Source organism: Bacillus sp. FSL M8-0256 (assembly GCF_038005765.1).
Taxonomy (GTDB): Bacteria; Bacillota; Bacilli; order Bacillales; family Bacillaceae; genus Bacillus; species Bacillus safensis.
On sequence record NZ_JBBOTU010000001.1, the window covers coordinates 1,448,013 to 1,471,793 of the forward strand.

The following is a 23,781-nucleotide window of genomic DNA, read 5'->3' on the forward strand; positions in this document are numbered from 1 at the left end:
AAACAACGGCAAGAGAGCCGTTGTTTCAATCTAGCGAATGAATGGAACGTTTTTCGAGTACAAATTGTTCTAGCCGGTCAAGTCCTTCTTTCAGCGTTTCAAGTGAATAAGCGTAAGACAGGCGCACATACCCTTCGCCAAGTGGAGAGAAAGCAGAGCCTGGTACGACCGCAAGTCTTGTACTTTCTAACAGCTCCATGCAAAAATCAAAGGAACTCATCCCAAACGATTCAATGGATGGAAAAATATAAAAAGCGCCAGAAGGTTTAATCACCGGAAGCCCCATAGAAATGAGCCGATCATATACATAATCGAGTCTTTTCTTATATTGCTCTCTCATGATCAGTGCATCATCCACACCATTTGTCACAGCTTCAAGTGCCGCCTTTTGTGAGACAGCCGAGGCACAAGACACGTTATATTGATGTACTTTTAATACATGTTTAGCAATTGGAGCTGAAGCAAATAAAAATCCAATTCTCCATCCAGTCATGCTATGAGATTTAGACAGTCCATTGATGACAATGGTCTGTTCTTTTAAGAAAGAGGCAATTGAATGATGCGGCCGGTCAAATGTCAGCTCGCTGTAGATTTCATCGGATAAAATAAAGATGTCTTTTCCTTCAAGGAGCTGGGCAATTTCTTTCAATTCTTCTTCTGAAAGCGTGACACCAGTCGGGTTTGAAGGGTAAGGAAGAACCACACACTTTGTCTTTTCCGTTAGCGCATCCTCAATCAGCTTGGCATTCAATTTAAAGCCGGCATTCGTTGTGTCAATATGTACGGGCATGGCACCGCATATTCGAATGATCGGTTCATATCCGGGGTATACAGGTCCAGGTAAAATGACCTCATCGCCTTCTGTTAAAATGGTTCGAAACGCAGCATCGATTGCTTGACTTGCACCTGTCGTCACAATGATTTCTGACTCTGCATCATAATCAAGATTCACTTTCTTCTTGATATAATGCTGGATCGCTTGTCTTAGCTCTAGGAAACCAGCATTGTGAGTGTATGAGGTGTAATTCTCGTCAATGGCTGCTTTGGCAGCTGTTTTGACATGATGCGGCGTATAAAAATCGGGCTGGCCTATCGTCAATGAAACGACATCTTCATATGACGATACGAGATTTGAAAATGTTCGAATGCCTGAAATTTCAATATCCTTTACTCTTGGATTCAGCAAATGCTCCATTTCTCATCACCTTAAAAATTTATGTTTTTATCCTATTTTACCATTCACTGCATAAATGTCACCTGCGAAAGGCACTGGATATCGTTATATGTAGTCTATTCTCCTATCCATCACCGCATGAGTGATATATTAAAGAAAGAGCAACATTTATTATAGCGTAACCTCAAGAGAAAATACAGGCTGTGATGAAGATGATTAGAAAACGGCAAAACTGCGTAAACTGAAAGAACGTGAGAATCAGGGTCATGGGAATTGCTTTCATAGACATACGATCTCCTAAAGGAGGACGATAGATGGAACAATCAGCGAAGACATCGAAAATCGCGTTTCTATCCGTGCTGAGCAACACATTTGTTGTCATCTTAAAAATCATTGTGGGTCTATTAACCGGATCTGTCGCGGTTTTATCAGAAGCCATTCATTCGTTTCTCGATTTAATGGCATCGTTTATTGCATTTATTTCTGTTCGTATTTCAAGAAAGCCAGCAGATTCTAAACATCCTTATGGACATGGAAAAGTCGAAAATATTTCTGGAACGATTGAGACACTGCTGATTTTCGTTGCTGGCATTTGGATTATATACGAATGTGTTCACAAATTAATGCATCCAGAGCCAGTCAAGCTGCCTGTGCTTGGCATTGTGGTCATGCTGCTAGGCGCGCTCATCAATTTTGTTGTATCGAGGATTGTGAACAAAGAGGCTGAGCGAGTACATTCAGTTGCCATGAAATCAAATGCACTGCATCTTTTAACGGATGTGTTTACGTCATTAGGGGTGGCATTTAGTTTATTGCTTGTGGCATTAACCGACTGGTATTTCCTAGATCCGATCATTGGAATGGTTCTGGCCCTCTTTATTATGCGTGAAGCGTTTAAACTCATGAAGGAAGCCTTCCCGCCGCTTGTTGATGCTCGGTTAACACCAGAGGAAGAACAATCAATCGAAGCGATCATTCAAGGATTTAGTCAAGAATTTATTGAATATCATGACTTTCGAACAAGGCGGTCTGGTGCCGAGGAATATATTGATTTTCATTTGATTGTAGATGGAAAGACAACGATTGAAGATGTGCACCAATTATGTGATCGAATTGAAGAGAAGATTCAGCTGGAATTTCCGCATGCACAAATCTTTATTCATGTGGAACCTGAAAGTGAAAGAAGCGCACAAACGTAAAAAAGGCGATCAACCTATTCTCAGGTTGTATCGCCTTTTTTTACGCTTCATCTATGAAATGAAATCAATATCCATAAGCAGTATCGTAGTCTTCATACCAAGAGATATAAGCTGTGTCATCATTTGACAAACCATGCTTCATATCTAAAAAATCAGCCTCACAAATATCTTCAATTACAGTCATTTCGTTGTTCTTTAATAATACGACAGTTCCCATCATGAACACCTTTCTTTAAAAAATCCTTGACTATTGTACCATTTGAAGAATCATTGTCAACAGAAGAATGGAAACAAGACGAAAATATCACAAAATGTTAAAAAATCAGGAGGTAAAAGAACTAGAAGTGCCATGTTTTTCACAAATTTTCAGTATTTATTCACATAAATCGCTTAGATCAAACTGATCTAAAATGTATGTAAAAGTGTAAAGCTCCATTGATCTTGCTATATTCATAGGATATAATAACGAATGATTATAAGAAATTTATAGAAAACATACATAATAAAGGAGAAATAGGATGGAAACCAACATAACAGAACCACACATTCAAGAAAAGAAGCATCCTGAGCTAGCAGGTGTAGGCTATCGTTTTCTTGCACACCTTTTGGACGGTATCATTATCGGTGTACCAATTGCATTTATCATGTTTATTTTGGCGTCAGTCTTTTTTATCTCAAGCCCAGAGGCAGCAATGATGATGGATGACGACAGTTATTACTATTCTTCAACCGTCATTACGGATGAGGAGTGGGAAGCTATTATGGGACTGATCTTTTTCTATATAGGGGCAATCTTGATGGGTACCGTGGTGACATGGCTTTATTACGCCATCATGGAATCATCAAAATTGCAAGGAACACTTGGAAAAATGGCTCTCGGCATCAAAGTAACAAAAGTCACAGGCGAAAAGGTCACATTTGGCCGTGCAACTGGCCGCTTCTTTGCAAAAGGCTTTTTGTCTCCGATCTTATATATTGGCTATATCATTGCTTTCTTCACAGAAAAAAAACAAGCACTTCACGATTTGATTGCAAGTACCATTGTTGTGAAGAAATAATGAAAAAGCACCTCTGCTATATGGTAAGAGGTGCTTTTTTTTCATAGATCGCTCGTATGGAAGAGGGAAACAGCACATAAAATAGAATGATAGTGAAAAATGAGGCAGGGAAGGGAGACAATCGATTGAGAACAGGAAAAAAGACCGCACAGAAAAAAGGGGCAGGCTTTGGGCTGTTTTTGACAGCACCTGTGCTGGCCTGGGCGTTGTATGATTTTGCTAATACGATCTTTTCATCAAATATGATCACCATTTTCTTCCCATTTTACTTGCAGGAAACGATCGGGGACAGTGCGAGAATGGACCAGATCGCCAGCACCTTTATTTCTTATGCAAACGCACTAGCCAGCTTTTTTCTCGTCATTTTTACACCTTTATACGGAGTGCTGATTGATCGTACAGGGAAAAAGAAACGCTACATTACGGTGTTTACGTTCATATGTATTGCTTGTACGTTGATGATGGGGATTTTTGCTGGGATTGATTTCTCAAGTGAATGGTTTGGGCTGCCTGTTTCTTTATTAGTCGTGGTCACCTTGTTTGTGATCGCAAAGTTTTTTTATCATTCTAGTCTTGTTTTCTATGACACCATTTTGCCCGATCTTGGGACAAAGGAAGAAATCCCGCTTATTTCAGGATTTGGTATCGCCGTTGGCTATTTAGGAACACTTGTCGGTCTCTCTGTTTATTTACTTGTCGGCAATGACCAGTTTCATGAAGCATTTATTCCGACAGCTCTTTTATTCCTTCTCTTTTTTCTACCCTTTCTCTTTTTTGTAAAAGATCCTCATCCGCTGCCTCAGCGAGAGAAAAAGGCGTCTTTTTTCAGCGGGTATAAAGAGATTATTCACACGTTTAAAGAGATGAAAAAGTACAAGCCAGCTTTTATCTTTATGATTGCTTTCTTTTTTATGAATGATGCTTTACAAACAGCGATTGCGATGATGGCTGTTTATGCCAAAATCATCATTGGCTTTACCGCTGGGCAATTTATTTTGCTCTATCTTGTGTCGACCATTTCAAGTATCATTGGCTCCTTTCTGTTTGGATATATCACAAAAGCTATAGGGGCAAAGCGATCGATTACAGTCGTGTATGTCATTTTAATTGTGGCGCTCATTCTGGCTGTGACAGCGGCAACCGAATGGGTCTTCTGGATAGCGGGCAGTTTATTCGGGATTTCACTTGGCGCAAGCTGGGGGGCATCACGAATCTTGATTATTGAACTGACACCGAAGGAAAAGCGAGGACAGTTTTTTGGCCTCTTTGCATTCTCAGGGAAGGTATCTTCCATTATCGGGCCGATCATTTATGGCTCAGTTACCCTGCTGTTTGCAGAGCACGGAAATCTCGCAAGCCGCCTTGCACTAGGGTCTTTGCTCATCCTTGCAGCGATAGGACTTGTGATTCATCAATTCGTTCGAGAGAAAGCGTAAAGAAACGTCAACTTTTTACCTATGCTGCCGATATAAAAAGTACAATCTTATATTGAAGAATAGAGGGATTTCCGTGGCTTTAAACAAACAAGAAATTTTACTTGACTCTGGTACCAATGAATTGGAAATTGTGAAGTTTGAAATTGGTGCAAATCAATTCGGCATTAACGTCATGAAAGTAAGAGAAATCATTCAGCCGGTTGAGGTGACGGTTGTACCGCACTCTCACCAAGATGTAGAAGGGATGATTAGTTTACGAGGCGAGATTTTACCAGTCATCAATCTATTTTCCTTTTTTAATGTCGAGTCAGATCAGTCAGAACAAGAGAAATATATTGTGACTGAATTCAACCAACGGAAATTTGTGTTCCATACAGGAACGGTATCACAAATTCACCGCGTCAGCTGGGAAGAGATTGAGAAGCCGACTGCACTCAATCAAGGGATGGACCGTCATTTAACGGGCATCATTAAGCTTGATGAAAAAATGATTTTCCTTCCAGATTACGAAAAAATCATTTATGATATTGAATCCGCTTCTGGTGTTGATACGTATCATATGTTTGACGGTGAGAAAGACGAGAGAAGAACAGGGAAGAAACTGTATGTCGTTGAAGATTCTCCGCTTCTCATGCGTTTATTAACAAATGAATTAACCGAAGCAGGCTATAAAAACATTGTGACCTTTGAAGATGGCAAACAAGCATATGATCATGTCATGGACCTTGTCAGCAAAGGAATCAGTGTCACAGAAGAAATTGATATGATTATTACGGATATTGAAATGCCTAAAATGGATGGCCACCGGCTAACAAAACTGCTGAAGGACAATCCTTTAACAAATTCCATTCCGATTCTTATTTTCTCTTCGTTAATCACTGAAGATTTGCGTCATAAAGGGGAAACGATCGGGGCAGATGATCAAATCAGTAAACCAGAAATTCATCAGCTGATTGAAAAAGTCGATCATTTTATTATCTAAACGAAAAAACCACTCGGTATGAGTGGTTTTTTCTGTTTAAAAATAACTTTCCCCGAGACGTTTGAAGACGGGCTTTGTGTAATGTGATTTTTGTTTTGTGGCGGCAGGTTTTTCTTTTAAACCGACATACGTTTGAAGTATTTGCTTTGCTCGGTTTAATGACATATTCGCTTTCGGATTGCGATATGATTGATTTAAATTTCCTAAGTGTGGCAAAAATTCGAAGTCTTCTTTCGTTGGTGGCAGGTGAAAATAATAATCTCCAATTTCAATCAGCACGTCGGACTGTTGTTGACTATACTTGGGATTGTTAGAGAAATGTAGGCCCACTTTTCTTCCTTTACCTTCTTGCAATAGTTTTTGCAGCGCGCGTTTTTTCAAAAGATAAAGAAACTTGGGGTTTGGTGCGGTTTTAGCATGGCGGTTAACAGTATAAATGGCTTTTGCGATGTTTTCTGCTGTAGGTTCTATGTCTTTAGTATGAGCATAATCGTCCATTTTTTCTCTCCTTTGTCTTTCGTCTTCCTGTGCTTAGTATAAATTATACGTTTTTATTAGTAAATTGCAAATAGAGTTATTGTAAAAAGCGATGGGATTCTCATCGCTTGTATTTACAATTGCCATTCATGATAGGTCTAAAACACCTTCTGCTTTTTAGTAAACAAGCTATCTGCCATCAGTTTTCCTCTACCTGTTTTATCTGGAAAAGATCCAGCTGTTTTAATTTTTTATATGCTAAAGGTGTCGTATTTTTTATTCTTTTAAACAAATTGATAAAATAGCTTGTGCTGTTGAAGCCTACTTGGTAAGCGATTTCTGTGATAGTGAGATCCGTTTCTTGAAGCAGGATGAGGCTTTGCTGAATTCTATATTCATTTACATAATGCATAGGTGATTTCTTTAAAATGTCTTTGAAGGATCTGCAGCATTCTGAGCGGCTAAGCTGTCCTGCACGAGCAATATCTTGGAGAAGGATCTTTTCATGATAATGCTGATGAATCCAATTCAGCATGTGTTTCATCCGTTCATTTTTATCGTGTTTACGCGCATCATGTTTCATTTGGAAGCCATTTTGTAATAAGCTTTTCCAAATGGTGATGAGCTGAATATTGAGTTCAAGTTCATAATAGACTGGAGTTTCATCAATTAATTGTTGAATGGTTTGAATACATTGATAAATATGTTTAGGCCAGTGATCTTTTCGGTTGAGTAAAATATAAGGTGTCTGGCTCGCATGCATATAAGGATGGACAAAAGTGGTGAATAATTCATTCGCTGTGATGAAGTAGGGAGAGACATTTAAACAAACATAAGTACATGCCGTCCCATTCGCATCTTTTGCCATGTGCAGGCAGCCACTATTGATGAAAATGCCATCTCCTTGCTTTACATATAATGTCTCTTCATTGATATGAAATTCAGCCTCACCCTCTAAAGTAAAGACAAATTGAAACTCGTCATGCCAGTGAAGAGGAATATAGCCGCTTCTATGATGACGAATTTTCGTATGATAAAGAGCAATAGGCCATGTTGTCGTGGAATGCTCCGTTAATTCTTTCAGGTTGTAGTCAATCAGAAAATGATGGTTGTGCATAATTCTCCTCAATATTCTTTTATTTTTATGTTCAATTAATATATCAATATGTAACAAAGTGAACTACTATCAACTATATTATCATGATTTGTTAAGAATTGAGGAGAATGAAAATGAATAGGAGAAAGGGCATTTTACTTGTACTCATAGGCGCCATCTGCTGGGGTGTAGGAGGAACGATTTCACAAAAATTGTTTCAGCAATATGGGATTGATGTCAATTGGCTTGTGACGGTCCGGCTGCTCATCTCAGGGGGATTGCTTTTATTTGTTCATGTGATGACAAAAGAAAAAACACATCTGATGGGTGTGTGGCAAAAGAAGAGGACAGCGATGCAAATCCTTCTATTTGGACTCATGGGGATGCTGGCTGTTCAATATACTTATATGGCATCCATTCAACATGGAAATGCTGCTGTGGCAACGCTGCTTCAGTATACAGCCCCTGTTATGATTATCGTGTATTTGGTCATTCGCAGGCAATCAACCTTCACTAGAAGAGATCTAGTCACAGTGGTATTGGCTTTAGCAGGCATGTTTTTCTTATTGACGAATGGTTCTATTTCAACATTAACCGTTCCATTTGCGGCAGTGATTTGGGGAATATTATCGGCTGTGGCGCTCTCGTTTTATACGTTATATCCAATCAGCCTGTTAAAACAATTCGATTCTCTAGTGGTTGTCGGCTGGGCGATGCTGATAGGAGGAGGCGTCCTTAGCTTGATCCATCCTCCTTGGAAGGTTAATCTCACTCATTTACCTTTTGAAGCGTATGTCTATTTATTATTTGTGGTCATATTTGGAACGATGATCGCTTTTTGGTTTTACATAGAAAGTTTGCAATACTTATCACCAAAAGAGTCGAGCTTAATTGGAAGTGTTGAGCCCCTTGCAGCAGTCGTTACGACTGTTTTCTGGTTAAAAGAGCCATTCGGACTTTTCCAATGGATAGGGACAGCTTGTATTGTCTATATGATTTTATTCTTGGCATTGTATCAGCCGAAAAAATGAGAGGGATGGGTGTTGAACAATAGAAGGAATGATAAGAAGAATTGACTGAATGAAATATAAATAAAGTGAACTATTAGTTCATGATAACTACCTATTTATTAAAATGGGTAGTTTCTCAAATGATATTTTTTTATATGATGTAAGCAGATGAATTATTTTGTATGAATAGAATAAGCGCAATAAAAACAACCATTAAAGTCCGTTTCATTCGTCATTTGTTTGGCTTCGCCCATGGCGCTTTCCCCATTCATATGCATGCCAATCAATGTACGGCTTGCAGCATCACCTAAAAATGCACAATCTTCTGTATGTACAACAAACTGTCCTTGTTCATTCTTTGTATGAATAAAATAGTAACTTTTTAGCATTTCTTTCACCTCCAACCTGACTATCCTACTATAAAACGTTTAATGATGTAAAGGAATTTTATTGTGAAAAACAAGAAAAAATGGATCAACAAAACAAAACGAGAAGTGCTAATTGGATGGAGGGGGGTAGTAAAGCGAGGTATATGTGATTTATTTATGCATGCTCCAAACAGATTCTATGGGCAGAGGAAATGACATGAAGGATGTTTCAGCCATGCAAAAAGGACTTTCCCGAAAAGAAAGTCCTTTTTACTATTTACTTATTGAACTCCCTGACCCTTTAGTTCACGCTGCACGTCTAAGTCGGCAGCTTCTCTGCTGAACTTTGGCAGTGTAATGAAGTAAAAAAGGAAAACGAGTAAAATAATAAAGCCCATTCCGTAATAAATATAAGAAACATTTGTGATGAGTTTTGGAAATAATACAGCAATCAGACCTAATGTCATCGATTGAGCAAACATAGTAAGCGGATCAACCCATCCTGACACACGGCCCATCAGGCGAGGGTGGACGATTCTAGGCAGCCAGCCGCCAATGACAATGTTGACTGGGCCAATGCATGTACCAATGACAAATGATGTGACATAAAACAACCATAATGTATGGGTAGAACCAAGGACAAAAATCAAAATACCTGCGACCAGAATTGGAATCGACATGAGATATTGCATCTTTACCTTCTTAGCGAGGACAGAGCCCATTAAGCTTCCAACGAGCAATCCTGCACCGATCGCAATTGTAAAGAAGGATGTATGCAGCTCAAAATGGTCTGGTGAAAGTCCATATTTCATTGTAAACATCGGAAGAACGGCAAATGCGCCATTGACTAGACCGAAAACAAAAAAGCCAAAAATTAAAGAAGCCAATAATTTATTTTTTAAAATATACAGTATGCCTTCTTTAAAATCTTTCAGAGACGTTTTAATGGTCATGCCTCTCCAGCCAGCTTGTCCATTTGGCTGACGCGCTTCAATTGGAATGTTACATGAACGAATCAGGATGCCTGAAATAATAAAGCTGACTAAATCAATTGTAATGGCACCGTGAAGACCAATCGTTTTATACATAATGGCACCGAGTCCAACGCCAAATACCATAAATAAACTAAACAGCATTTGATTTAAGCCAGCGGCTTTTGCATATTGATCTTTATTTAAAATGGCCTGAACGAGAGAAGCTTCAGCTGGATAGAAGAATTTCGTAATGGCACTTCGAATAAACAAGATCAAGAAAATAAGTGGCAGTGAATTAAAATAAATAACGATGAATAATACAATCGTCAGCCCAGCTCGTATCCAATCACAATTCTCTGCGACTTTTTTACGATCAAACCGGTCTGCGACCACACCGACCATAAAAAAGACAAAGACAGTAGGAAGAGAATACATAAGCTCAGCCAATGTGGCGTATGCGGGCTGATGACTAAAATGGTCGAGCAAATAAAAGGCAAACGCCATATTGCCTACTGTTGTCCCCATTTGCGAAGCAAGTGCCGCAAAAAAGAGACGAACAAAATTTCTGTTTTTAAAAATATCCATAAATACGCTCCTTAACCTGAAGATCCCACTTTATATCATATAAAATTTTAACCATTCGTACAATTGATTTCATCTACTGGCTAATGGTCACAGGTGTTCCGTTTGGAACGAGTGAAGCAAGCTCGATGACATTCTGATTATACATGCGAATGCATCCTCTAGAAACAGCTTTACCAATTGAAGACGGGTTATTCGTACCGTGAATGCCGTAATGAATTTTTGAGAGGCTCAGCCAATAAGCGCCAAAGGGACCTCCTGGGTTTGGCTGTCTGTTGACAATATAATAAGAACCTGTCGGTGTCATATTTAAAATTTTCCCTGTTGCAATCGGATACGAACGAATAAGCTGTGATCCAGAAAACAAAACAAGACGTTTCGTTGAAATCGAAACAAAGATGCGGTAAGGGATCGTATTAGGATCCGGCAAACCAGGAATAATGATGACCTCATTTTGTTCGGGCTCGCGAGCTTGAAGTGACGGATTTGCAGCCTTTAAGGCATCTGTTGTTGTTCGAAAATCAAGTGCTATAGAAGCAAGGGTTTCCCCGCTTTTCACCGTGTATCGAAGCACCAAAGCACACTCCTTTTACTCAAATAAAAGAAGCCGTGATGCCGTCGCTTGACATACTATATGGACGGAATCAGGCCCCGTAAGGTTTCTCCTAACATTTGTCATGAGAAAGATCTTTGATTATACATATGCAGGAGAGGGCGGTTTGGCTTCTATTTATACGCGAGATGTCAAGGTAAAAAAGGTTAACTCGGGTTTGGCTAAAAACCGAAGCGGCAGCCGCGTTGTTCCAAGTCCACGGTTGACATAGATGCGGTGCTGATCACTGCCGTATAAACCTTCTACATATGTACGGCCGTAAGGTGCTGTGAGAATCGGTCCATAGAAAGGCAGCTGCACTTGACCGCCATGCGTATGCCCGGAAAGCTGCAAGTTAATAGGTGTGGTTTTCAGCTCTAATGCGGCATCAGGCTCATGGACGAGCAGTAATGTAAATAAATCAGTTGATACTTCCCGTTTGATCAAATCGTAATCAGGCACGCTCATCATGAGATCATCCAGTGAAGCAATCTGAATATGCGCATGATCTTTTTCTAATAGAAACACATCATTTTTACATAAAGTAAATCCACAAGCCTCCATTGTTTTCTCATAAAGCTCCACGCCAAATGGTCCGTAGTCATGATTTCCGTAGATGGCAAGCTTACCGAACGGAGCATGAAGCTTATTCAAATAAGCCTTCGCTTTTTCATGCTCTTCAGAGGATGCTTGAAAATCAACGAGATCACCTGTGAACACAATGAGATCTGGAGATGCAGCATTGATTTTCTGGACGATGGCTTTTAGATTCTTCGCAGCGAATGTATCACTCAAATGAACGTCACTAAATTGGGCTATTTTAAACTGGTCAAATGAAGCTGGAAGCTGAGCATCTTGAATGGTCAGTGACACGGTATCGATCATGCGCGGCTCAATGTACCTGGCATATCCATATCCACAACTTGTAGCCAAAAAACCGAGAATACTCGCACCAGCTGCTCCTTTTAAAAATTGTCTGCGGGAAAGCTGCTTCATATAAGACTCCTTTATAAATAAAATTAAGTATAGCATCATATTTGGATAATCTCCCATATGGTGCACCGAGGGTCAATCATGATATGATAGACAATAATGAATGAATAGTCATTCAAATGACACAGAGGGGGAGAACAAATGACGAAACAAACAGTGATTGTCACAGGGGGATCAAGCGGTATGGGGAAGGCGATGGCTGCTCATTTGGCAGCTGAAGGCTGGAATGTCGTGATTACTGGTAGAACGGAAGAGACGCTGGAAAAAACGGCAAAAGAAATGAAGCAGAAGGGCGGATCGGTCGCTTATTTCCAAATGGATGTACGAAACCCAGAGGATGCTGACCAAATGGTCAAGTTTGCAGTGGATACATTTGGTGATGTCGATGCCCTCATTAACAACGCAGCAGGAAACTTTTTAGTGCCAGCAGAAAAACTGTCTCCTAACGGCTGGAAGGCTGTCATTGATATTGTGTTAAATGGTACATTTTTTTGCAGCCATGCAGTGGGGAATTACTGGATTCGTCAAAAGAAAAGAGGAAGTATGATTAACATGGTGGCCACCTATGCATGGGGTGCTGGTGTAGGCGTGGCGCATTCGGCGGCAGCAAAGGCCGGTGTGTTGTCTCTCACTCGAACGCTGGCTGTGGAATGGGGGAAGCAATATCGAATTCGCGTCAATGCGATCGCACCAGGTCCAATTGAGAGAACAGGCGGTGCAGATAAACTATGGGAATCTGAAGAGGCAGCGCAAAGAACATTAGATAGTGTTCCTCTTGGCAGACTGGGCACACCTGAGGAAATTGCAGCGCTTGCGAGCTTTTTATTGTCTGAGCATGCGTCTTATATAAATGGAGATTGTATCACGATGGATGGGGGACAATGGCTCAACCAATCACCATTTTGATTGACGATGTAAGACCTGCTTTTGATGTGGTATAATCACACAAAGAGAGAAGCAGGTGATGAAAATGGTCGATCCATTGGATATTTTAACGAATATTGAAGATGTTTTCCCGCACTATCAAGCAATATTCAGTGCGGAAGAGCAAAAAGTGATAGGCTATGAGATTCTAGGAAGAATGAAGCTTGAGTCAGAAACGGTCAGCCTAGGCTCCTTCTTTACGGATTCATCTATTCCTGACGAATATAAATTGGAAGTAGATCACAAAGTATTGACTCAAGCACTTGATCTCTTCACAACTGCAGATGACGATTTGCTCATTTTTATTAATCATGATGCCAATATCCTCATGCTGGATCATGGAGAAAGCTTTTTAGAACTTTTAAAGGAATATGAAGCACGGGGCATTCAGCTTAACCGGTTTGTTATTGAGTTTGCAGAGCATACGTTTAGCGGCGACATTGAACAGCTATACCATACGTTAACGTATTATCGTACATATGGGATTAAAATCGCCGTCTCAAATATAGAAAAAGAAAGCAGTAATCTGGACCGGATTGCCTTGCTTTCACCCGATTTATTAAAAATAGATTTACAGGCATTAAAGGCATCGGCTCCATCTCCTTCCTATGAATATGTCTTGTACAGCATTTCATTGCTTGCAAGAAAAATAGGAGCAGCCTTAATTTATGAGGATATTGAAGCAAATTTCCAGCTGCAGTATGCTTGGAGAAATGGCGGGAGATATTTTCAAGGGTTCTATCTTCATGAGCCTGCAGGAGAATTAATCGACCGAAGCCACCGAAAAGATCAGCTTAGAGAAGAATTCCAGCAATTTATTGCCCATGAGAAAAAGAAGCTGCAAGCGGTCTACGAACATTCTGAAACATTCTATAAACGAATTCATCAAGCTGTTACGACTTTAAAGAAATCGTGCAGCACAAATGATGAGCTCATTCAAAAGCTGGCACTCGAACTAACAGATTGCAGCTTCCGAATTTATATGTGTAATGAAGAAGGCTTTCAAATCACTGGAAATGTGTTCAAAAAAGAAGAAGAATGGCTGTTTCAGCCGGAGTATATCGAAAAAAACTGGAGCTGGCGTCCTTATTTCCTAGCAAATATTCTTCAAATGAGAATTAGCGGAAAAGGATTTTTCAGCGATATTTACAGTGATTTAGAAACCGGTGAGAGGATACGTACGTTTTCTTATCCTTTAGAGGGAGATATGTATTTGTTTATAGACCTTCCGTATGCTTATTTATATGAGCAAGATGGATTAATTTGAAGACGCGGCGTGAAGACAAACCCTCGTATTCATTGTCAGTCCTATGTGCCAGTGCTCATGAATGTATAATTCGCTCCGCTCCTCCGGTACTCGACCTTCCTAGACTTCAAAAGTTTTCTATCAAAAAAAGGCAGCCTTGAAGGCTGCTTTTTTTGATAGAAAAAAGAAATAAAAAATGGTTGACAATGAAACTGATAATCATTATCATTTAGTTATAGAGAGAAGCTACTCTCTGTTCCCCAACCCCTCTATCAGATCAAGATCCAAAAAACTTGGCGCTACCCCCGCCAAGTTTTTTTTGTGCTTCAATCTTTCCCTTCATGCATAGGACAGCCCAAACCTTCCATACATCTTAAGTGATGATAGTTAGACGGTAGGAGGGAAACATCATGATCAAACGTGACACGCGGCTGCTCATTGATTTGCCAAGGCCAGATCACCCAGATGCAAATGGTGCCGCTGCTGTGCAAGAATTACTCGGCGGAAAATTCGGTGAAATGTCCACATTAAATAATTACATGTTTCAATCCTTTAACTTTAGAGGAAAACGAAAACTTAAACCGTTTTATGACCTCGTATCCAGTATTACGGCTGAAGAATTCGGTCATGTTGAGCTTGTAACCACAGCCATCAATCTCATGATTACAGGAACCACCCATGGCGGGGACCCAGATACGACGCCGATGAAGGCAGCTGTCGATAAACGAAATACACAGCATTTTATTCAAACAGCCCAAACAGGCTATCCGTTTGATTCAATGGCAAAACCTTGGACCGGAGAGAATGTGTTCTCAAGTGGCAACCTCATTCTTGATCTTCTCCATAATTTCTTTCTTGAATGCGGAGCACGTACGCACAAAATGCGCGTATATGAAATGACGGACCATCCTACAGCAAGAGAGATGATCGGTTATTTACTTGTCAGGGGCGGCGTGCATATTGTGGCATATGCAAAGGCACTTGAAGTCGCTACAGGAGTAGATGTGGGGAAGATGTTGCCAATCCCAAACCTCGACAACAAATACTTTGACTCAGCGAGAAAATTTGAAGATCAGAATGTTCATACAAAGCTGTATACATTTAGTGATACGGATTACAAGGATATTAATAAAATTTGGAAAGGGAGCCATCCGATTGATGGAAAGCCGCTGACAGTCATTGAGGGCACCCCGCAAGGTGCACCTGTGCCAGATTATAGAGAATTACCGGAAGAGTTTGCTCCAGGCATTTCAAAAGAGGATTTTGATGAAATTGCGAAACGGCTGATGAGATCTGCTGGGTTATAAAAATCATGGTGCATGAGATGAGAAAAAAGACTCAAACTAAAAAAACAGATTCTTTTTCTTTTTTTGAATTCAAGAGGAAAAATATCATCTGAGAACACTTTATGGTATGATGCTTTGTAGGACTTGTGTATAATCAATACGGGTTCATCTTGAGTTGTTTTTTTGAAAGGAGTCTTTTTTTAGAATGTCACAATTAATGGGTATCATTACAAGGCTGCAAAGTCTTCAAGAGACAGCAGAAGCTGCAAACGAGCCGGCACAGCGTTATTTCGAAGTGAACGGTGAGAAAATCTGTAGTGTTAAGTATTTCGAAAAGAATCAAACGTTTGAATTGACTGTTTTTCAACAAGGGGATAAGCCAAATACTTTCCCATTTGACAACATTGATATGATTTCGATTGAGATTTTTGAGCTTCTACAATCCTAAGCTGAATCGTATGAAATGTTTTTTCTGAGGATTCCTTCGTTTATTGCGGCAGCATACATGGATCATCATAGATGATATGTACAAATGGAAGATGATCAATCAGCGCATTTTTCGGATAAGAGACCATTAAAAAGGAGTTCCTTTCTGTGAGTGATTCTTTTTTCTACAATCTTTCTGAAGATCATTTAGCGTTTTCTGATGTCGTCATGAGAATGAAAGACTTTATTCGAAAAGACCCTAGATCCGCCTATGTGTTATCAATTGGTACGGACTCTCAGGTCAATCAAAATGTCACAACATTTATGACTGCAATTCATCTCCACCGGATTGGCAAAGGAGCATGGGGCTGTCTCACACAACAAGTGATCGAGAGGCCTGTGCAAAGTCTTAGAGAAAAAATTTCATTAGAGACAGCGTTTAGCCAAAAGGTATGTGCAGACATCCTTGAGGGGCCTTTAACAGAACTGATGGATTTGCTTCTTCCGTTTGCTGAGGAAGGGGCAGACCTTCGTTTTGAAGCCCATCTGGATATTGGCAAAAAAGGAAGTACGAAAGAGCTGATTCAGGAAATGACCGGAATGATCACAGCTATGGGAATTGAAGCAAAAATAAAACCCGACTCATATGCAGCATTTTGCTATGCCAATCGATACACAAAATAAATTCCGTCATTTTTCTCCAAACCTTGTCGAAACGTGCGGTTGACGATTCGATTCTAGTTCCTTATTCTAGCTGTATAGAGAGGAAGCAGACATTCAAAAGCCTGCTAATCAATATAAAAGCATATATGAAACAGGGGGCCTGATGTTGAATGAGCGTCATCGAAAATCGTTTTAATGAAGAAGAGAAAAAGCTATTATTAAACGTATTGCTGAATCAGGAATATGCTGTCGAATTACTAAGCAGTGAGATCAATGATATAGAATGTGGAACAAAAAATGTCGACGACAATACGTATAAGCAATTGATCACATTGTATGACAGAGTAAGGTTTGAGAATTAATATTGGTTTAACATTCTATTAGATACTCGGGGGCTGAGTATCTTTTTTATGCAGAAAAAAATCTTTCGACAAAATTCGTTTTAGTTTATGCTTAATCGTAATGGGGAATGTATGATTGATGATTGAGAGAAAAGGGGTCGAAGAAACATGATAGAGATAGAACCGACTCAATTGCTTGAGTCCACAGTAGCCGAGCATATGATTGATGCAGATAAAGTCGCACATGTTCAAATTGGAAATAACCTTGAGCATGCCCTATTGGTTCTAACAAAAACAGGATATACAGCTATACCGGTATTAGACGCTTCTTATCATTTACACGGGTTAATTGGAACGAATATGATTATGGATAAAATCTTCGGTTTAGAACGAATCGAATTCGAGAAGCTCGATCAGTTGAAGGTTGAAGAAGTCATGCTGAAGGATATTCCGAGACTTAAAACAACAGATCCTGTACTAAAAGGCGTTCACGCAGTGACGAATAATGGATTTGTTTGTGTAGAAAATGAGGAGCAGGTCTTTGAAGGCATTTTTACTCGACGAGTTGTATTAAAGCGCTTAAATGAGGTCATTCATTCCGCAAAAAAATGAGCTGCAGCCCAGCTTATTTTTTTTGCCTTCATAAGTTAAAATTTATATAATGAGCATATAAAATAAGAAAAACTTATAGAGAGAAAGGGGACGCCCATGCAGCTTCAGGAATTACATATGCTTGTTGTGCTAAGTGAAGAATTGAATATGAGAAAGGCTTCAGAGCGGCTCTTTGTCTCTCAGCCTGCATTATCTCAAAGATTGCAGACGATCGAAAAGGAATGGGGAACCAAAATCTTTTTTCGTTCACAAAAGGGGCTGACTGTGACCTCGGCAGGTGAACAGATTATTCAATTTGCAAAAGAGGTGACGGTTGAACAGGATCGAGTGAGAGAGCGAATTGATGAACTTGAGGGTGATATTCACGGTACACTCAAACTTGCGGTGGCGTCGATTATTGGACAGCACTGGCTGCCAAAGGTGTTAAAACGGTATGTTGAAAAATATCCAAATGCCAAAGTATCACTCGTTACTGGCTGGAGCAGTGAAATGCTCAAAAGCTTGTATGAAGATCACGTGCACATAGGAATCATTCGCGGTAACCCTGATTGGAAGGGGACAAAGGAATACTTGATGACAGATCATTTATATTTAGTCGATTCCGTGATCAAGGACGTAGATGAATTAATCAAGACAGAGCGGCCATTTATCCAATTTAAAAGCGACAGCACGTATTATCAGGAAATCCAGCACTGGTGGCACCAAAAGTTTAAAGTGTCTCCAAAGCAGACGATTTTAGTAGACCAAATTGAAACATGTAAACAAATGGCCTACCACGGCATCGGCTACGCCATTTTGCCTTCTGTTACCTTATATGACCACGAAAAAAGTGTTTATAAAACACCGCTTGTTGATGTGAACGGAGAGCAAATTGGCCGTGACACATGGCTGCTAGGCTATGAAGCGTCTTTTCAGTTAAAACAGGTGCAAGCATTTGTCGGTGTGGTTAAAGAAATGCTTGAGAATGATGCCGTGTAAGTACCTTCTTGGAATTAGGAGGTACTTTTTTTTATGAAATCATTTGACAATGAAAATCATTATCATTTAAAGTGTACATATAATAATTGAAAATGATTATCATTTAGATGAGGTGACCGATAGATGAAAGCACTAATTGCATTTGCGAGTATGTCTGGAAATACGGAAGATATGGCAGCGATCTTAAAGCAAACACTTGAAGGAAAAGGGATCGATACAGAAATGATGGAATTTGATGATACGAATGCAGAAGACCTTTCCTCATACGATTACGTATTCATTGGTTCTTATACATGGGGTGATGGAGATTTGCCTTATGAAGCAGAGGATTTTTATGAAGAGGTCTCTACTCTTGAACTTAGCCACATCAAAGCAGCTGTCTTTGGATCGGGTGATTACAGCTATCCGAAGTTTTGCGAGGCTGTCCATACATTCCATGACATGCTGAAATCAACGGGTGCATCTGTTTTTCCTGAAACATTAAAAATGGAGCTTGCACCGGATACAGATGAAGATGTGGCGTGCTGTCAGGAATTTGCTGCGAGCTTTTTAACGTGGGCTGCTTTATCTGAGAAACGAGTTGAAAATCATGTTTCATAAAGGAGCAACAGCCGTTGCAGCATCTAAAAGCGGTGGATACTTTGTTGCTGTAAAACGTGAAGGTATTTTTCACTATAGTGTGGAGAGCGGATGGCAGCAGCTGTTTAAGCTCAAGCATAAAATCCATGCGATCAGCTATATTGGCCCTTATTTATTCGGTGTTGGTGAAAATGGCACAGTAATTAGATCAGGAGATGAAGGCAACACATGGGCGTTATCTTCATTTCCAACAAATGCAGTCGTTTGGTCTATTACAGGACGCAAAGATGGATTTGTATGTGCGCATGGAAAACATAGTATCTATGTGTCAAATGATTTCGGAATTTCCTGGGAAATTATGAAGCCATTTGCTCATGTGAATCATCCGCCGGTCATTCGTTCTTTATGTGCTGCAGGTGACCATCTTTATATTGGAACACAGATTCATGAGGTTCACGGAGGAATATGGGTGTATGACTTGCAAAGAGAACAGATTTTTCTTCTAAACAGAGAGGAGCACCGCATGACAGCTTCTATGTTGCTCTGTCATGAACATCTTCTTGTTTGTGCGTTAGGTTCAAAAAAAGGCAAAAAAGGATCTGTTCAAATTTTAGATTTACATACAAATATTCTGCATGATATTCAATCACAGGCCTTTGCTAGAGAAGAATCATTTTTGGATGTGTCAGAGGATAATGGCATTGTGTATGTGACCACCTCACAAGACGAACACGGATTTTCTAAAGTGTATCAGCTTGATATTGAGCAAAAAGAGCTCAAATGGTTTGATACGATCAAAGGACATGGTTTTCGTGTAGCCAATCAAAACGAAAACTTTTTCTGTGCGGGTTTATATGAAAGTAAGTTTGTCAGGCCATATGAGGAGCCTGCATTGATTCATTGATAAGGAGGAAGAAAAAGTGACAGAAAAGGTTTTATTGGTATATGCCACGATGTCTGGAAATACAGAAGCGATGGCAGATTTAATTGAAAAAGGTATAACGGAAGCAGGAGCCAGCGTAGACCGGCATGAAGCGATGGATATTGATGCCGAGCTGCTCAATGATTACTCGCACATTATGTTAGGTGCGTATACATGGGGAGATGGCGATCTTCCGGATGATTTTATTGATTTATATGAAGAAATGGAAGAGCTTGATTTAACGGGAAAAGCATTTGCAGTTTTTGGTTCTGGCGATACATCTTACGAACATTTTTGCGGAGCTGTTGACCTAATTGAAGAAAAAGTGAAGGAGCTTGGCGGTGACATTGTCCTGCCCTCAGTTAAGATTGAGCTGAATCCAGAAGGGGAGGAAGAAGACGAATTAATATCTTTTGGCAGACAATTTGTTCAGCTTCACCAGCAAGAAGCGGGATAATCGGTCCCGCTTGTTTTATTTTCCATTGCGGAGATGACTCTTTCACTTGTCATTAAAACACTCCTTTGGTACAGTAATGAAGTATAAATTAAGAGGAGGACATACATACATGAAACAAATGGACGCTAATGAAATTATTTCATTTATTCAAAATAGTACAAAATCAACACCTGTCAAAGTCTATATCAAAGGTGACTTAGAAGGTATTGAGTTTGGTGAACATGCAAAAACATTCATCACAGGAAACACTGGAGTTGTTTTCGGTGAGTGGAGCGAAATTCAAGAAGCGCTAGCATCTAACAAAGATAAAATTGAAGATGTTGTCGTGGAAAATGACCGCCGCAACTCTGCAATTCCGATGTTAGATTTGAAAAACATTAAAGCCCGTATTGAGCCAGGGGCAATCATTCGTGACCAAGTTGAAATCGGTGATAATGCAGTCATTATGATGGGTGCTTCTATTAATATCGGTTCTGTGATCGGCGAAGGTACGATGATTGACATGAACGTGGTGCTTGGCGGCCGTGCGACAGTAGGTAAGAACTGTCATATCGGTGCTGGATCTGTTCTTGCAGGTGTCATTGAGCCGCCGTCTGCTAAACCAGTTGTTGTAGAAGATGACGTTGTCATCGGTGCGAACGCTGTTGTTCTAGAAGGCGTGACAATTGGTAAAGGTGCAGTAGTAGCTGCTGGTGCAATCGTTGTAAACGATGTAGAGCCTTACACAGTTGTAGCAGGTACACCTGCTAAGAAAATCAAAGACATTGATGAGAAAACAAAAGGTAAGACTGAAATCAAACAAGAACTGCGTCAGCTTTAATTCATATAATTCGCAGCTGAAGACAAAGACGTGGATGAGATATCCACGTCTTATTCGTATAGAAGAAAGGAAGTGAGTTCACTTGTTAAATCGTGAGCAATTAATATCCATTCGAAGAGATTTACACCAAATCCCTGAGCTTGGTTTCCAAGAATTTAAAACACAAGCGTATCTCATTCAGCACCTTAATACCTATTCAAAAGATCGAGTTGAGATTGAAACGTGGCGAACTGGGCTTTTTGTGAAAGTGAAGGGAACAAATCCAACGCGCGTATTTGCTTATCGTGCAGATATGGACGGGCTGTCTATTCCTGAGGAAACGGGGTATCCATTTGAATCTGTGCATGAAGGAAAGATGCATGCATGTGGACATGACCTTCATATGACCATTGCACTTGGTATCATTGATCATTTCGTCCATGAACCGATTAAAGAAGACGTATTATTTATCTTCCAGCCGGCAGAAGAAGGTCCAGGCGGAGCTGAACCGATGCTTGCAAGTGATGTATTGAAAAAATGGACGCCAGACTTTATTACAGCGCTGCATATCGCACCTGAATATCCTGTTGGAACAATTGCTACGAAGCCTGGTTTGTTATTTGCCAATACGAGTGAGCTTGTGATTGAGCTTGAAGGAAAAGGCGGACATGCTGCATATCCTCATTTAGCCAATGATATGGTTGTTGCTGCAAGTGCACTTGTAGGTCAGCTGCAATCGGTTATTTCGCGTAATGTCGACCCCCTTGATAGTGCGGTCATTACAGTCGGTACAATTACCGGTGGAACGGCTCAAAATATTATTGCGCAGCATGCAAAGCTTGACGGTACCATTCGCACATTATCCCCAGAGTCTATGGACAAGGTGAGAAAGAGAATTGAAGCATTGGCAAAAGGCATTGAAATTGGCTACGAATGCAAGGCAACCGTTCGATATCCTTCATCTTATTACGAAGTGGACAATTCAAAGGATTTGACTGAGGAATTTATGTCATATGTAGCCGAAGAAGGGCTAGCAAATGTGATTGAATGCAGAGAAGCCATGACAGGAGAAGATTTTGGGTACATGCTGAAAAAGTATCCCGGCTTCATGTTTTGGTTAGGGGTCGATTCAGAATACGGCCTGCACCATGCAAAGCTCCAGCCTGATGAAAACGCGATTGAAACAGCTGTGAATGTCATGACGGCTTATTTTAAAAAGCAAGCTGGCGAATGAATAATCGAGCTGCCTCCTGTACACCTTATGAACAGGAGGTGTTCTTGATTATGACAAGAATTGGTGTAGAACAATCTTTATCCGATGTAGAAGAACTATTGAAGCAAAAAGGGTATGATGTCGTACGTATTCAAAATGAACAGCAAATGGATCAGTGTGACTGTTATGTCGTCACAGGACTAGATTCAAATGTTCTTGGCATTTCAGACACAACAACAAAGGCATCTGTTATTACAGCATCAGGTATGACGGCTGATGAAATTTGTCAAGAAGTAGAACAGCGTGTTCAATAAAACAAGAAAAAGAACCGGTAGATTATGATCCCGGTTCTTTTTGCTCTTTTTCTATATCGAGTACTTCTTTCATTTTTTTGCGCAAGATTCGTTCCACTCGCCATTGCTCCATTGTTTCAGTTTTCGCTATGATGCGCAGCACAAGGGAAGAGGAACCGAACGCCTCTACGCCGACAACTTGAGGACCTTCGATAATTTGCGGAGTTTCCTCCCGCACCTCATCACAGGCAGCTTGGAGGGCTGTGATCATCTGATCCACATTTTCATCCGGTGACAGCTCAATATCAACGAGTGCCTGCATCGTCCCTCTTGAATGATTGCTCACATTCAGTATGCTGCGATTTGGAATGAAATGAAGGGTGCCGTCAAAGCTTCGAAGCTGCGTGGTTCTTAGGCCAATTTGTTCGACAATCCCATCAAAGCCCGCGACCGTTATATATTCTCCTACATCAAATTGTTTTTCCAATAATATAAAGAATCCGGTCACAATATCACTCACTAACCCTTGAGCGCCAAAACCGATCGCAAGTCCCACAACGCCCGCACCTGCCAGCAAAGCGGTCGGGTTATAATGAAATAAGTCGAGGATCATCACAACTAGAATAAAAATCAATAAGTAGGCGAAAATATTTAACGTCAAACTTTGCAGTGTCTGAGCTCTTGATAAAGAGACTTCATGCTTTTCAGCGAATGTTGAATAGGCGCGCTTAATCATCTTGTTTCCTATGGCTCTGATGATAAAGTAAATGGCAAAAATGGCGACTAGTTTTAGCAAAATCATACTGCTATTGAGGATAATGGAAACCCAATCTACTTGTTGAAATGCTCTCATAATCTTCAAAACCTTTCTATGTATGCTCTAAAAGAGAAGCTAATCATTTGTTCCCTTATGCAAGTCATGTTAAACTTTTGATAAGTAGAGCAGGAATTGTGACAAATCGTTAATTAAATTTATTATTAATTAATATTGACTAAAAATCGCATAAGTATTATAATTGTAATTGTGAAGTTATTAACTAAATGAGAATTTTAAGTTTTGATTCTCATTTTATATACAGCTAAGAAGACTGTATAAAGATA

The 23,781-nt window shown here is 40.1% G+C and carries 28 protein-coding genes; 19 read left to right on the plus strand and 9 right to left on the minus strand.

Annotation, left to right across the window (positions count from 1 at the left end; all coding sequences use genetic code 11):
• Positions 1 to 25: 25 nt before the first annotated feature.
• Positions 26 to 1,195, minus strand: a complete 1,170-nt coding sequence (locus NSQ76_RS07275) for an aminotransferase A (RefSeq protein ID WP_341053208.1) — start codon at positions 1,193 to 1,195, stop codon at positions 26 to 28.
• Positions 1,196 to 1,488: 293 nt separating this feature from the next.
• On the opposite strand from NSQ76_RS07275, the gene NSQ76_RS07280 reads away from it, so the two are divergent.
• Positions 1,489 to 2,373, plus strand: a complete 885-nt coding sequence (locus NSQ76_RS07280) for a cation diffusion facilitator family transporter (protein WP_025092345.1) — start codon at positions 1,489 to 1,491, stop codon at positions 2,371 to 2,373.
• A 64-nt stretch (positions 2,374 to 2,437) separates the two neighbouring features.
• Here NSQ76_RS07280 and NSQ76_RS07285 read toward each other — a convergent pair whose 3' ends face one another.
• Entirely contained in the window at positions 2,438 to 2,590 is a 153-nt protein-coding gene (locus NSQ76_RS07285; RefSeq protein ID WP_162842519.1) for a hypothetical protein, read from the minus strand.
• Positions 2,591 to 2,891: 301 nt separating this feature from the next.
• On the opposite strand from NSQ76_RS07285, the gene NSQ76_RS07290 reads away from it, so the two are divergent.
• The 3 genes from NSQ76_RS07290 to NSQ76_RS07300 all read left to right on the plus strand — a co-directional run bounded on the left by NSQ76_RS07290 (position 2,892) and on the right by NSQ76_RS07300 (position 5,849).
• Entirely contained in the window at positions 2,892 to 3,431 is a 540-nt protein-coding gene (locus NSQ76_RS07290; RefSeq protein WP_024424707.1) for an RDD family protein, read from the plus strand.
• A 125-nt stretch (positions 3,432 to 3,556) separates the two neighbouring features.
• On the plus strand, positions 3,557 to 4,867 hold the full coding sequence (locus NSQ76_RS07295) for an MFS transporter (protein ID WP_024424708.1): 1,311 nt from the start codon (positions 3,557 to 3,559) through the stop codon (positions 4,865 to 4,867).
• A gap of 73 nt (positions 4,868 to 4,940) precedes the next feature.
• A complete protein-coding gene (locus NSQ76_RS07300) occupies positions 4,941 to 5,849 on the plus strand; it encodes a chemotaxis protein (RefSeq protein WP_024424709.1) in 909 nt (302 codons plus the stop codon).
• Between the two features lie 36 nt (positions 5,850 to 5,885).
• On the opposite strand, the gene NSQ76_RS07305 is transcribed toward NSQ76_RS07300, so the two are convergent.
• Positions 5,886 to 6,347: a YkyB family protein gene (locus NSQ76_RS07305; RefSeq protein ID WP_008356877.1), complete on the minus strand. Its 462-nt coding sequence runs from the start codon at positions 6,345 to 6,347 to the stop codon at positions 5,886 to 5,888.
• A 178-nt stretch (positions 6,348 to 6,525) separates the two neighbouring features.
• Positions 6,526 to 7,443 (minus strand): AraC family transcriptional regulator, encoded by a 918-nt coding sequence (locus NSQ76_RS07310; RefSeq protein ID WP_151863009.1) that lies wholly within the window; start codon positions 7,441 to 7,443, stop codon positions 6,526 to 6,528.
• Between the two features lie 113 nt (positions 7,444 to 7,556).
• On the opposite strand from NSQ76_RS07310, the gene NSQ76_RS07315 reads away from it, so the two are divergent.
• A complete protein-coding gene (locus NSQ76_RS07315) occupies positions 7,557 to 8,453 on the plus strand; it encodes a DMT family transporter (RefSeq protein WP_024426858.1) in 897 nt (298 codons plus the stop codon).
• 152 nt (positions 8,454 to 8,605) lie between these two features.
• Here the strand turns inward: NSQ76_RS07315 and NSQ76_RS07320 are convergent, their stop codons facing one another.
• The 4 genes from NSQ76_RS07320 to NSQ76_RS07335 form a co-directional block, all read right to left on the minus strand.
• Positions 8,606 to 8,821: a hypothetical protein gene (locus NSQ76_RS07320; RefSeq protein ID WP_024424712.1), complete on the minus strand. Its 216-nt coding sequence runs from the start codon at positions 8,819 to 8,821 to the stop codon at positions 8,606 to 8,608.
• 260 nt (positions 8,822 to 9,081) lie between these two features.
• Complete coding sequence (locus tag NSQ76_RS07325) at positions 9,082 to 10,359, minus strand: MFS transporter (RefSeq protein WP_024426859.1); 1,278 nt, start codon at positions 10,357 to 10,359, stop codon at positions 9,082 to 9,084.
• Positions 10,360 to 10,432: 73 nt separating this feature from the next.
• Positions 10,433 to 10,930: a L,D-transpeptidase family protein gene (locus NSQ76_RS07330; protein ID WP_034623332.1), complete on the minus strand. Its 498-nt coding sequence runs from the start codon at positions 10,928 to 10,930 to the stop codon at positions 10,433 to 10,435.
• A gap of 156 nt (positions 10,931 to 11,086) precedes the next feature.
• Positions 11,087 to 11,944, minus strand: a complete 858-nt coding sequence (locus NSQ76_RS07335) for a metallophosphoesterase (protein WP_257802702.1) — start codon at positions 11,942 to 11,944, stop codon at positions 11,087 to 11,089.
• 138 nt (positions 11,945 to 12,082) lie between these two features.
• On the opposite strand from NSQ76_RS07335, the gene fadH reads away from it, so the two are divergent.
• The 14 genes from fadH (at position 12,083) to NSQ76_RS07405 (ending at position 22,701) form a co-directional block, all read left to right on the plus strand.
• Entirely contained in the window at positions 12,083 to 12,847 is a 765-nt protein-coding gene (gene fadH / locus NSQ76_RS07340) for a 2,4-dienoyl-CoA reductase (RefSeq protein WP_024426862.1), read from the plus strand.
• A gap of 64 nt (positions 12,848 to 12,911) precedes the next feature.
• Entirely contained in the window at positions 12,912 to 14,132 is a 1,221-nt protein-coding gene (locus NSQ76_RS07345; RefSeq protein ID WP_341053219.1) for an EAL domain-containing protein, read from the plus strand.
• 389 nt (positions 14,133 to 14,521) lie between these two features.
• Entirely contained in the window at positions 14,522 to 15,418 is an 897-nt protein-coding gene (locus NSQ76_RS07350) for a manganese catalase family protein (RefSeq protein WP_024424718.1), read from the plus strand.
• A gap of 184 nt (positions 15,419 to 15,602) precedes the next feature.
• Positions 15,603 to 15,845 carry a YkuJ family protein gene (locus tag NSQ76_RS07355; RefSeq protein ID WP_003212254.1) on the plus strand — a complete coding sequence of 81 codons (243 nt, stop codon included), beginning with the start codon at positions 15,603 to 15,605 and terminating at the stop codon, positions 15,843 to 15,845.
• Positions 15,846 to 15,991: 146 nt separating this feature from the next.
• Positions 15,992 to 16,507 (plus strand): ribonuclease H-like YkuK family protein, encoded by a 516-nt coding sequence (locus NSQ76_RS07360; RefSeq protein ID WP_024426864.1) that lies wholly within the window; start codon positions 15,992 to 15,994, stop codon positions 16,505 to 16,507.
• A 149-nt stretch (positions 16,508 to 16,656) separates the two neighbouring features.
• A complete protein-coding gene (gene abbA / locus NSQ76_RS07365; RefSeq protein WP_003210802.1) occupies positions 16,657 to 16,848 on the plus strand; it encodes an antirepressor AbbA in 192 nt (63 codons plus the stop codon).
• A 147-nt stretch (positions 16,849 to 16,995) separates the two neighbouring features.
• The gene (gene cbpB, locus NSQ76_RS07370; protein ID WP_024424720.1) at positions 16,996 to 17,439 is read left to right on the plus strand and encodes a cyclic-di-AMP-binding protein CbpB; all 444 of its coding nucleotides are present in this window, start codon (positions 16,996 to 16,998) and stop codon (positions 17,437 to 17,439) included.
• Between the two features lie 96 nt (positions 17,440 to 17,535).
• Positions 17,536 to 18,417, plus strand: coding sequence for a LysR family transcriptional regulator (locus NSQ76_RS07375; protein WP_024424721.1), 882 nt, complete (start codon positions 17,536 to 17,538; stop codon positions 18,415 to 18,417).
• A 123-nt stretch (positions 18,418 to 18,540) separates the two neighbouring features.
• Entirely contained in the window at positions 18,541 to 19,017 is a 477-nt protein-coding gene (locus NSQ76_RS07380) for a flavodoxin (protein ID WP_024426866.1), read from the plus strand.
• On the plus strand, positions 19,007 to 19,900 hold the full coding sequence (locus NSQ76_RS07385; RefSeq protein ID WP_025092350.1) for a hypothetical protein: 894 nt from the start codon (positions 19,007 to 19,009) through the stop codon (positions 19,898 to 19,900). Before NSQ76_RS07380 ends, NSQ76_RS07385 begins: the two co-directional genes overlap by 11 nt.
• 16 nt (positions 19,901 to 19,916) lie before the next feature.
• Positions 19,917 to 20,375, plus strand: a complete 459-nt coding sequence (locus tag NSQ76_RS07390) for a flavodoxin (RefSeq protein ID WP_024424724.1) — start codon at positions 19,917 to 19,919, stop codon at positions 20,373 to 20,375.
• Between the two features lie 109 nt (positions 20,376 to 20,484).
• Entirely contained in the window at positions 20,485 to 21,195 is a 711-nt protein-coding gene (dapD, locus tag NSQ76_RS07395) for a 2,3,4,5-tetrahydropyridine-2,6-dicarboxylate N-acetyltransferase (RefSeq protein ID WP_008347987.1), read from the plus strand.
• Between the two features lie 82 nt (positions 21,196 to 21,277).
• Positions 21,278 to 22,408 carry an N-acetyldiaminopimelate deacetylase gene (locus tag NSQ76_RS07400; protein ID WP_120207133.1) on the plus strand — a complete coding sequence of 377 codons (1,131 nt, stop codon included), beginning with the start codon at positions 21,278 to 21,280 and terminating at the stop codon, positions 22,406 to 22,408.
• Between the two features lie 50 nt (positions 22,409 to 22,458).
• The gene (locus tag NSQ76_RS07405; RefSeq protein WP_024424725.1) at positions 22,459 to 22,701 is read left to right on the plus strand and encodes a YkuS family protein; all 243 of its coding nucleotides are present in this window, start codon (positions 22,459 to 22,461) and stop codon (positions 22,699 to 22,701) included.
• Positions 22,702 to 22,723: 22 nt separating this feature from the next.
• Here NSQ76_RS07405 and NSQ76_RS07410 read toward each other — a convergent pair whose 3' ends face one another.
• Complete coding sequence (locus NSQ76_RS07410; protein ID WP_024424726.1) at positions 22,724 to 23,533, minus strand: mechanosensitive ion channel family protein; 810 nt, start codon at positions 23,531 to 23,533, stop codon at positions 22,724 to 22,726.
• Positions 23,534 to 23,781 lie beyond the last annotated feature (248 nt).

What these genes read in the sequence shown, in the direction of transcription:
- NSQ76_RS07275 (WP_341053208.1), bottom strand. Translation starts at nt 1,195, where the DNA reads ATGGAGCATTTGCTGAATCCAAGAGTAAAGGATATTGAAATTTCAGGC.
- NSQ76_RS07280 (WP_025092345.1), top strand. Translation starts at nt 1,489, where the DNA reads ATGGAACAATCAGCGAAGACATCGAAAATCGCGTTTCTATCCGTGCTG.
- NSQ76_RS07285 (WP_162842519.1), bottom strand. Translation starts at nt 2,590, where the DNA reads ATGGGAACTGTCGTATTATTAAAGAACAACGAAATGACTGTAATTGAA.
- NSQ76_RS07290 (WP_024424707.1), top strand. Translation starts at nt 2,892, where the DNA reads ATGGAAACCAACATAACAGAACCACACATTCAAGAAAAGAAGCATCCT.
- NSQ76_RS07305 (WP_008356877.1), bottom strand. Translation starts at nt 6,347, where the DNA reads ATGGACGATTATGCTCATACTAAAGACATAGAACCTACAGCAGAAAAC.
- NSQ76_RS07310 (WP_151863009.1), bottom strand. Translation starts at nt 7,443, where the DNA reads ATGCACAACCATCATTTTCTGATTGACTACAACCTGAAAGAATTAACG.
- NSQ76_RS07315 (WP_024426858.1), top strand. Translation starts at nt 7,557, where the DNA reads ATGAATAGGAGAAAGGGCATTTTACTTGTACTCATAGGCGCCATCTGC.
- NSQ76_RS07320 (WP_024424712.1), bottom strand. Translation starts at nt 8,821, where the DNA reads ATGCTAAAAAGTTACTATTTTATTCATACAAAGAATGAACAAGGACAG.
- NSQ76_RS07325 (WP_024426859.1), bottom strand. Translation starts at nt 10,359, where the DNA reads ATGGATATTTTTAAAAACAGAAATTTTGTTCGTCTCTTTTTTGCGGCA.
- NSQ76_RS07335 (WP_257802702.1), bottom strand. Translation starts at nt 11,944, where the DNA reads ATGAAGCAGCTTTCCCGCAGACAATTTTTAAAAGGAGCAGCTGGTGCG.
- fadH (WP_024426862.1), top strand. Translation starts at nt 12,083, where the DNA reads ATGACGAAACAAACAGTGATTGTCACAGGGGGATCAAGCGGTATGGGG.
- NSQ76_RS07345 (WP_341053219.1), top strand. Translation starts at nt 12,912, where the DNA reads ATGGTCGATCCATTGGATATTTTAACGAATATTGAAGATGTTTTCCCG.
- NSQ76_RS07350 (WP_024424718.1), top strand. Translation starts at nt 14,522, where the DNA reads ATGATCAAACGTGACACGCGGCTGCTCATTGATTTGCCAAGGCCAGAT.
- NSQ76_RS07355 (WP_003212254.1), top strand. Translation starts at nt 15,603, where the DNA reads ATGTCACAATTAATGGGTATCATTACAAGGCTGCAAAGTCTTCAAGAG.
- abbA (WP_003210802.1), top strand. Translation starts at nt 16,657, where the DNA reads ATGAGCGTCATCGAAAATCGTTTTAATGAAGAAGAGAAAAAGCTATTA.
- cbpB (WP_024424720.1), top strand. Translation starts at nt 16,996, where the DNA reads ATGATAGAGATAGAACCGACTCAATTGCTTGAGTCCACAGTAGCCGAG.
- NSQ76_RS07375 (WP_024424721.1), top strand. Translation starts at nt 17,536, where the DNA reads ATGCAGCTTCAGGAATTACATATGCTTGTTGTGCTAAGTGAAGAATTG.
- NSQ76_RS07380 (WP_024426866.1), top strand. Translation starts at nt 18,541, where the DNA reads ATGAAAGCACTAATTGCATTTGCGAGTATGTCTGGAAATACGGAAGAT.
- NSQ76_RS07385 (WP_025092350.1), top strand. Translation starts at nt 19,007, where the DNA reads ATGTTTCATAAAGGAGCAACAGCCGTTGCAGCATCTAAAAGCGGTGGA.
- dapD (WP_008347987.1), top strand. Translation starts at nt 20,485, where the DNA reads ATGAAACAAATGGACGCTAATGAAATTATTTCATTTATTCAAAATAGT.
- NSQ76_RS07405 (WP_024424725.1), top strand. Translation starts at nt 22,459, where the DNA reads ATGACAAGAATTGGTGTAGAACAATCTTTATCCGATGTAGAAGAACTA.
- NSQ76_RS07410 (WP_024424726.1), bottom strand. Translation starts at nt 23,533, where the DNA reads ATGAGAGCATTTCAACAAGTAGATTGGGTTTCCATTATCCTCAATAGC.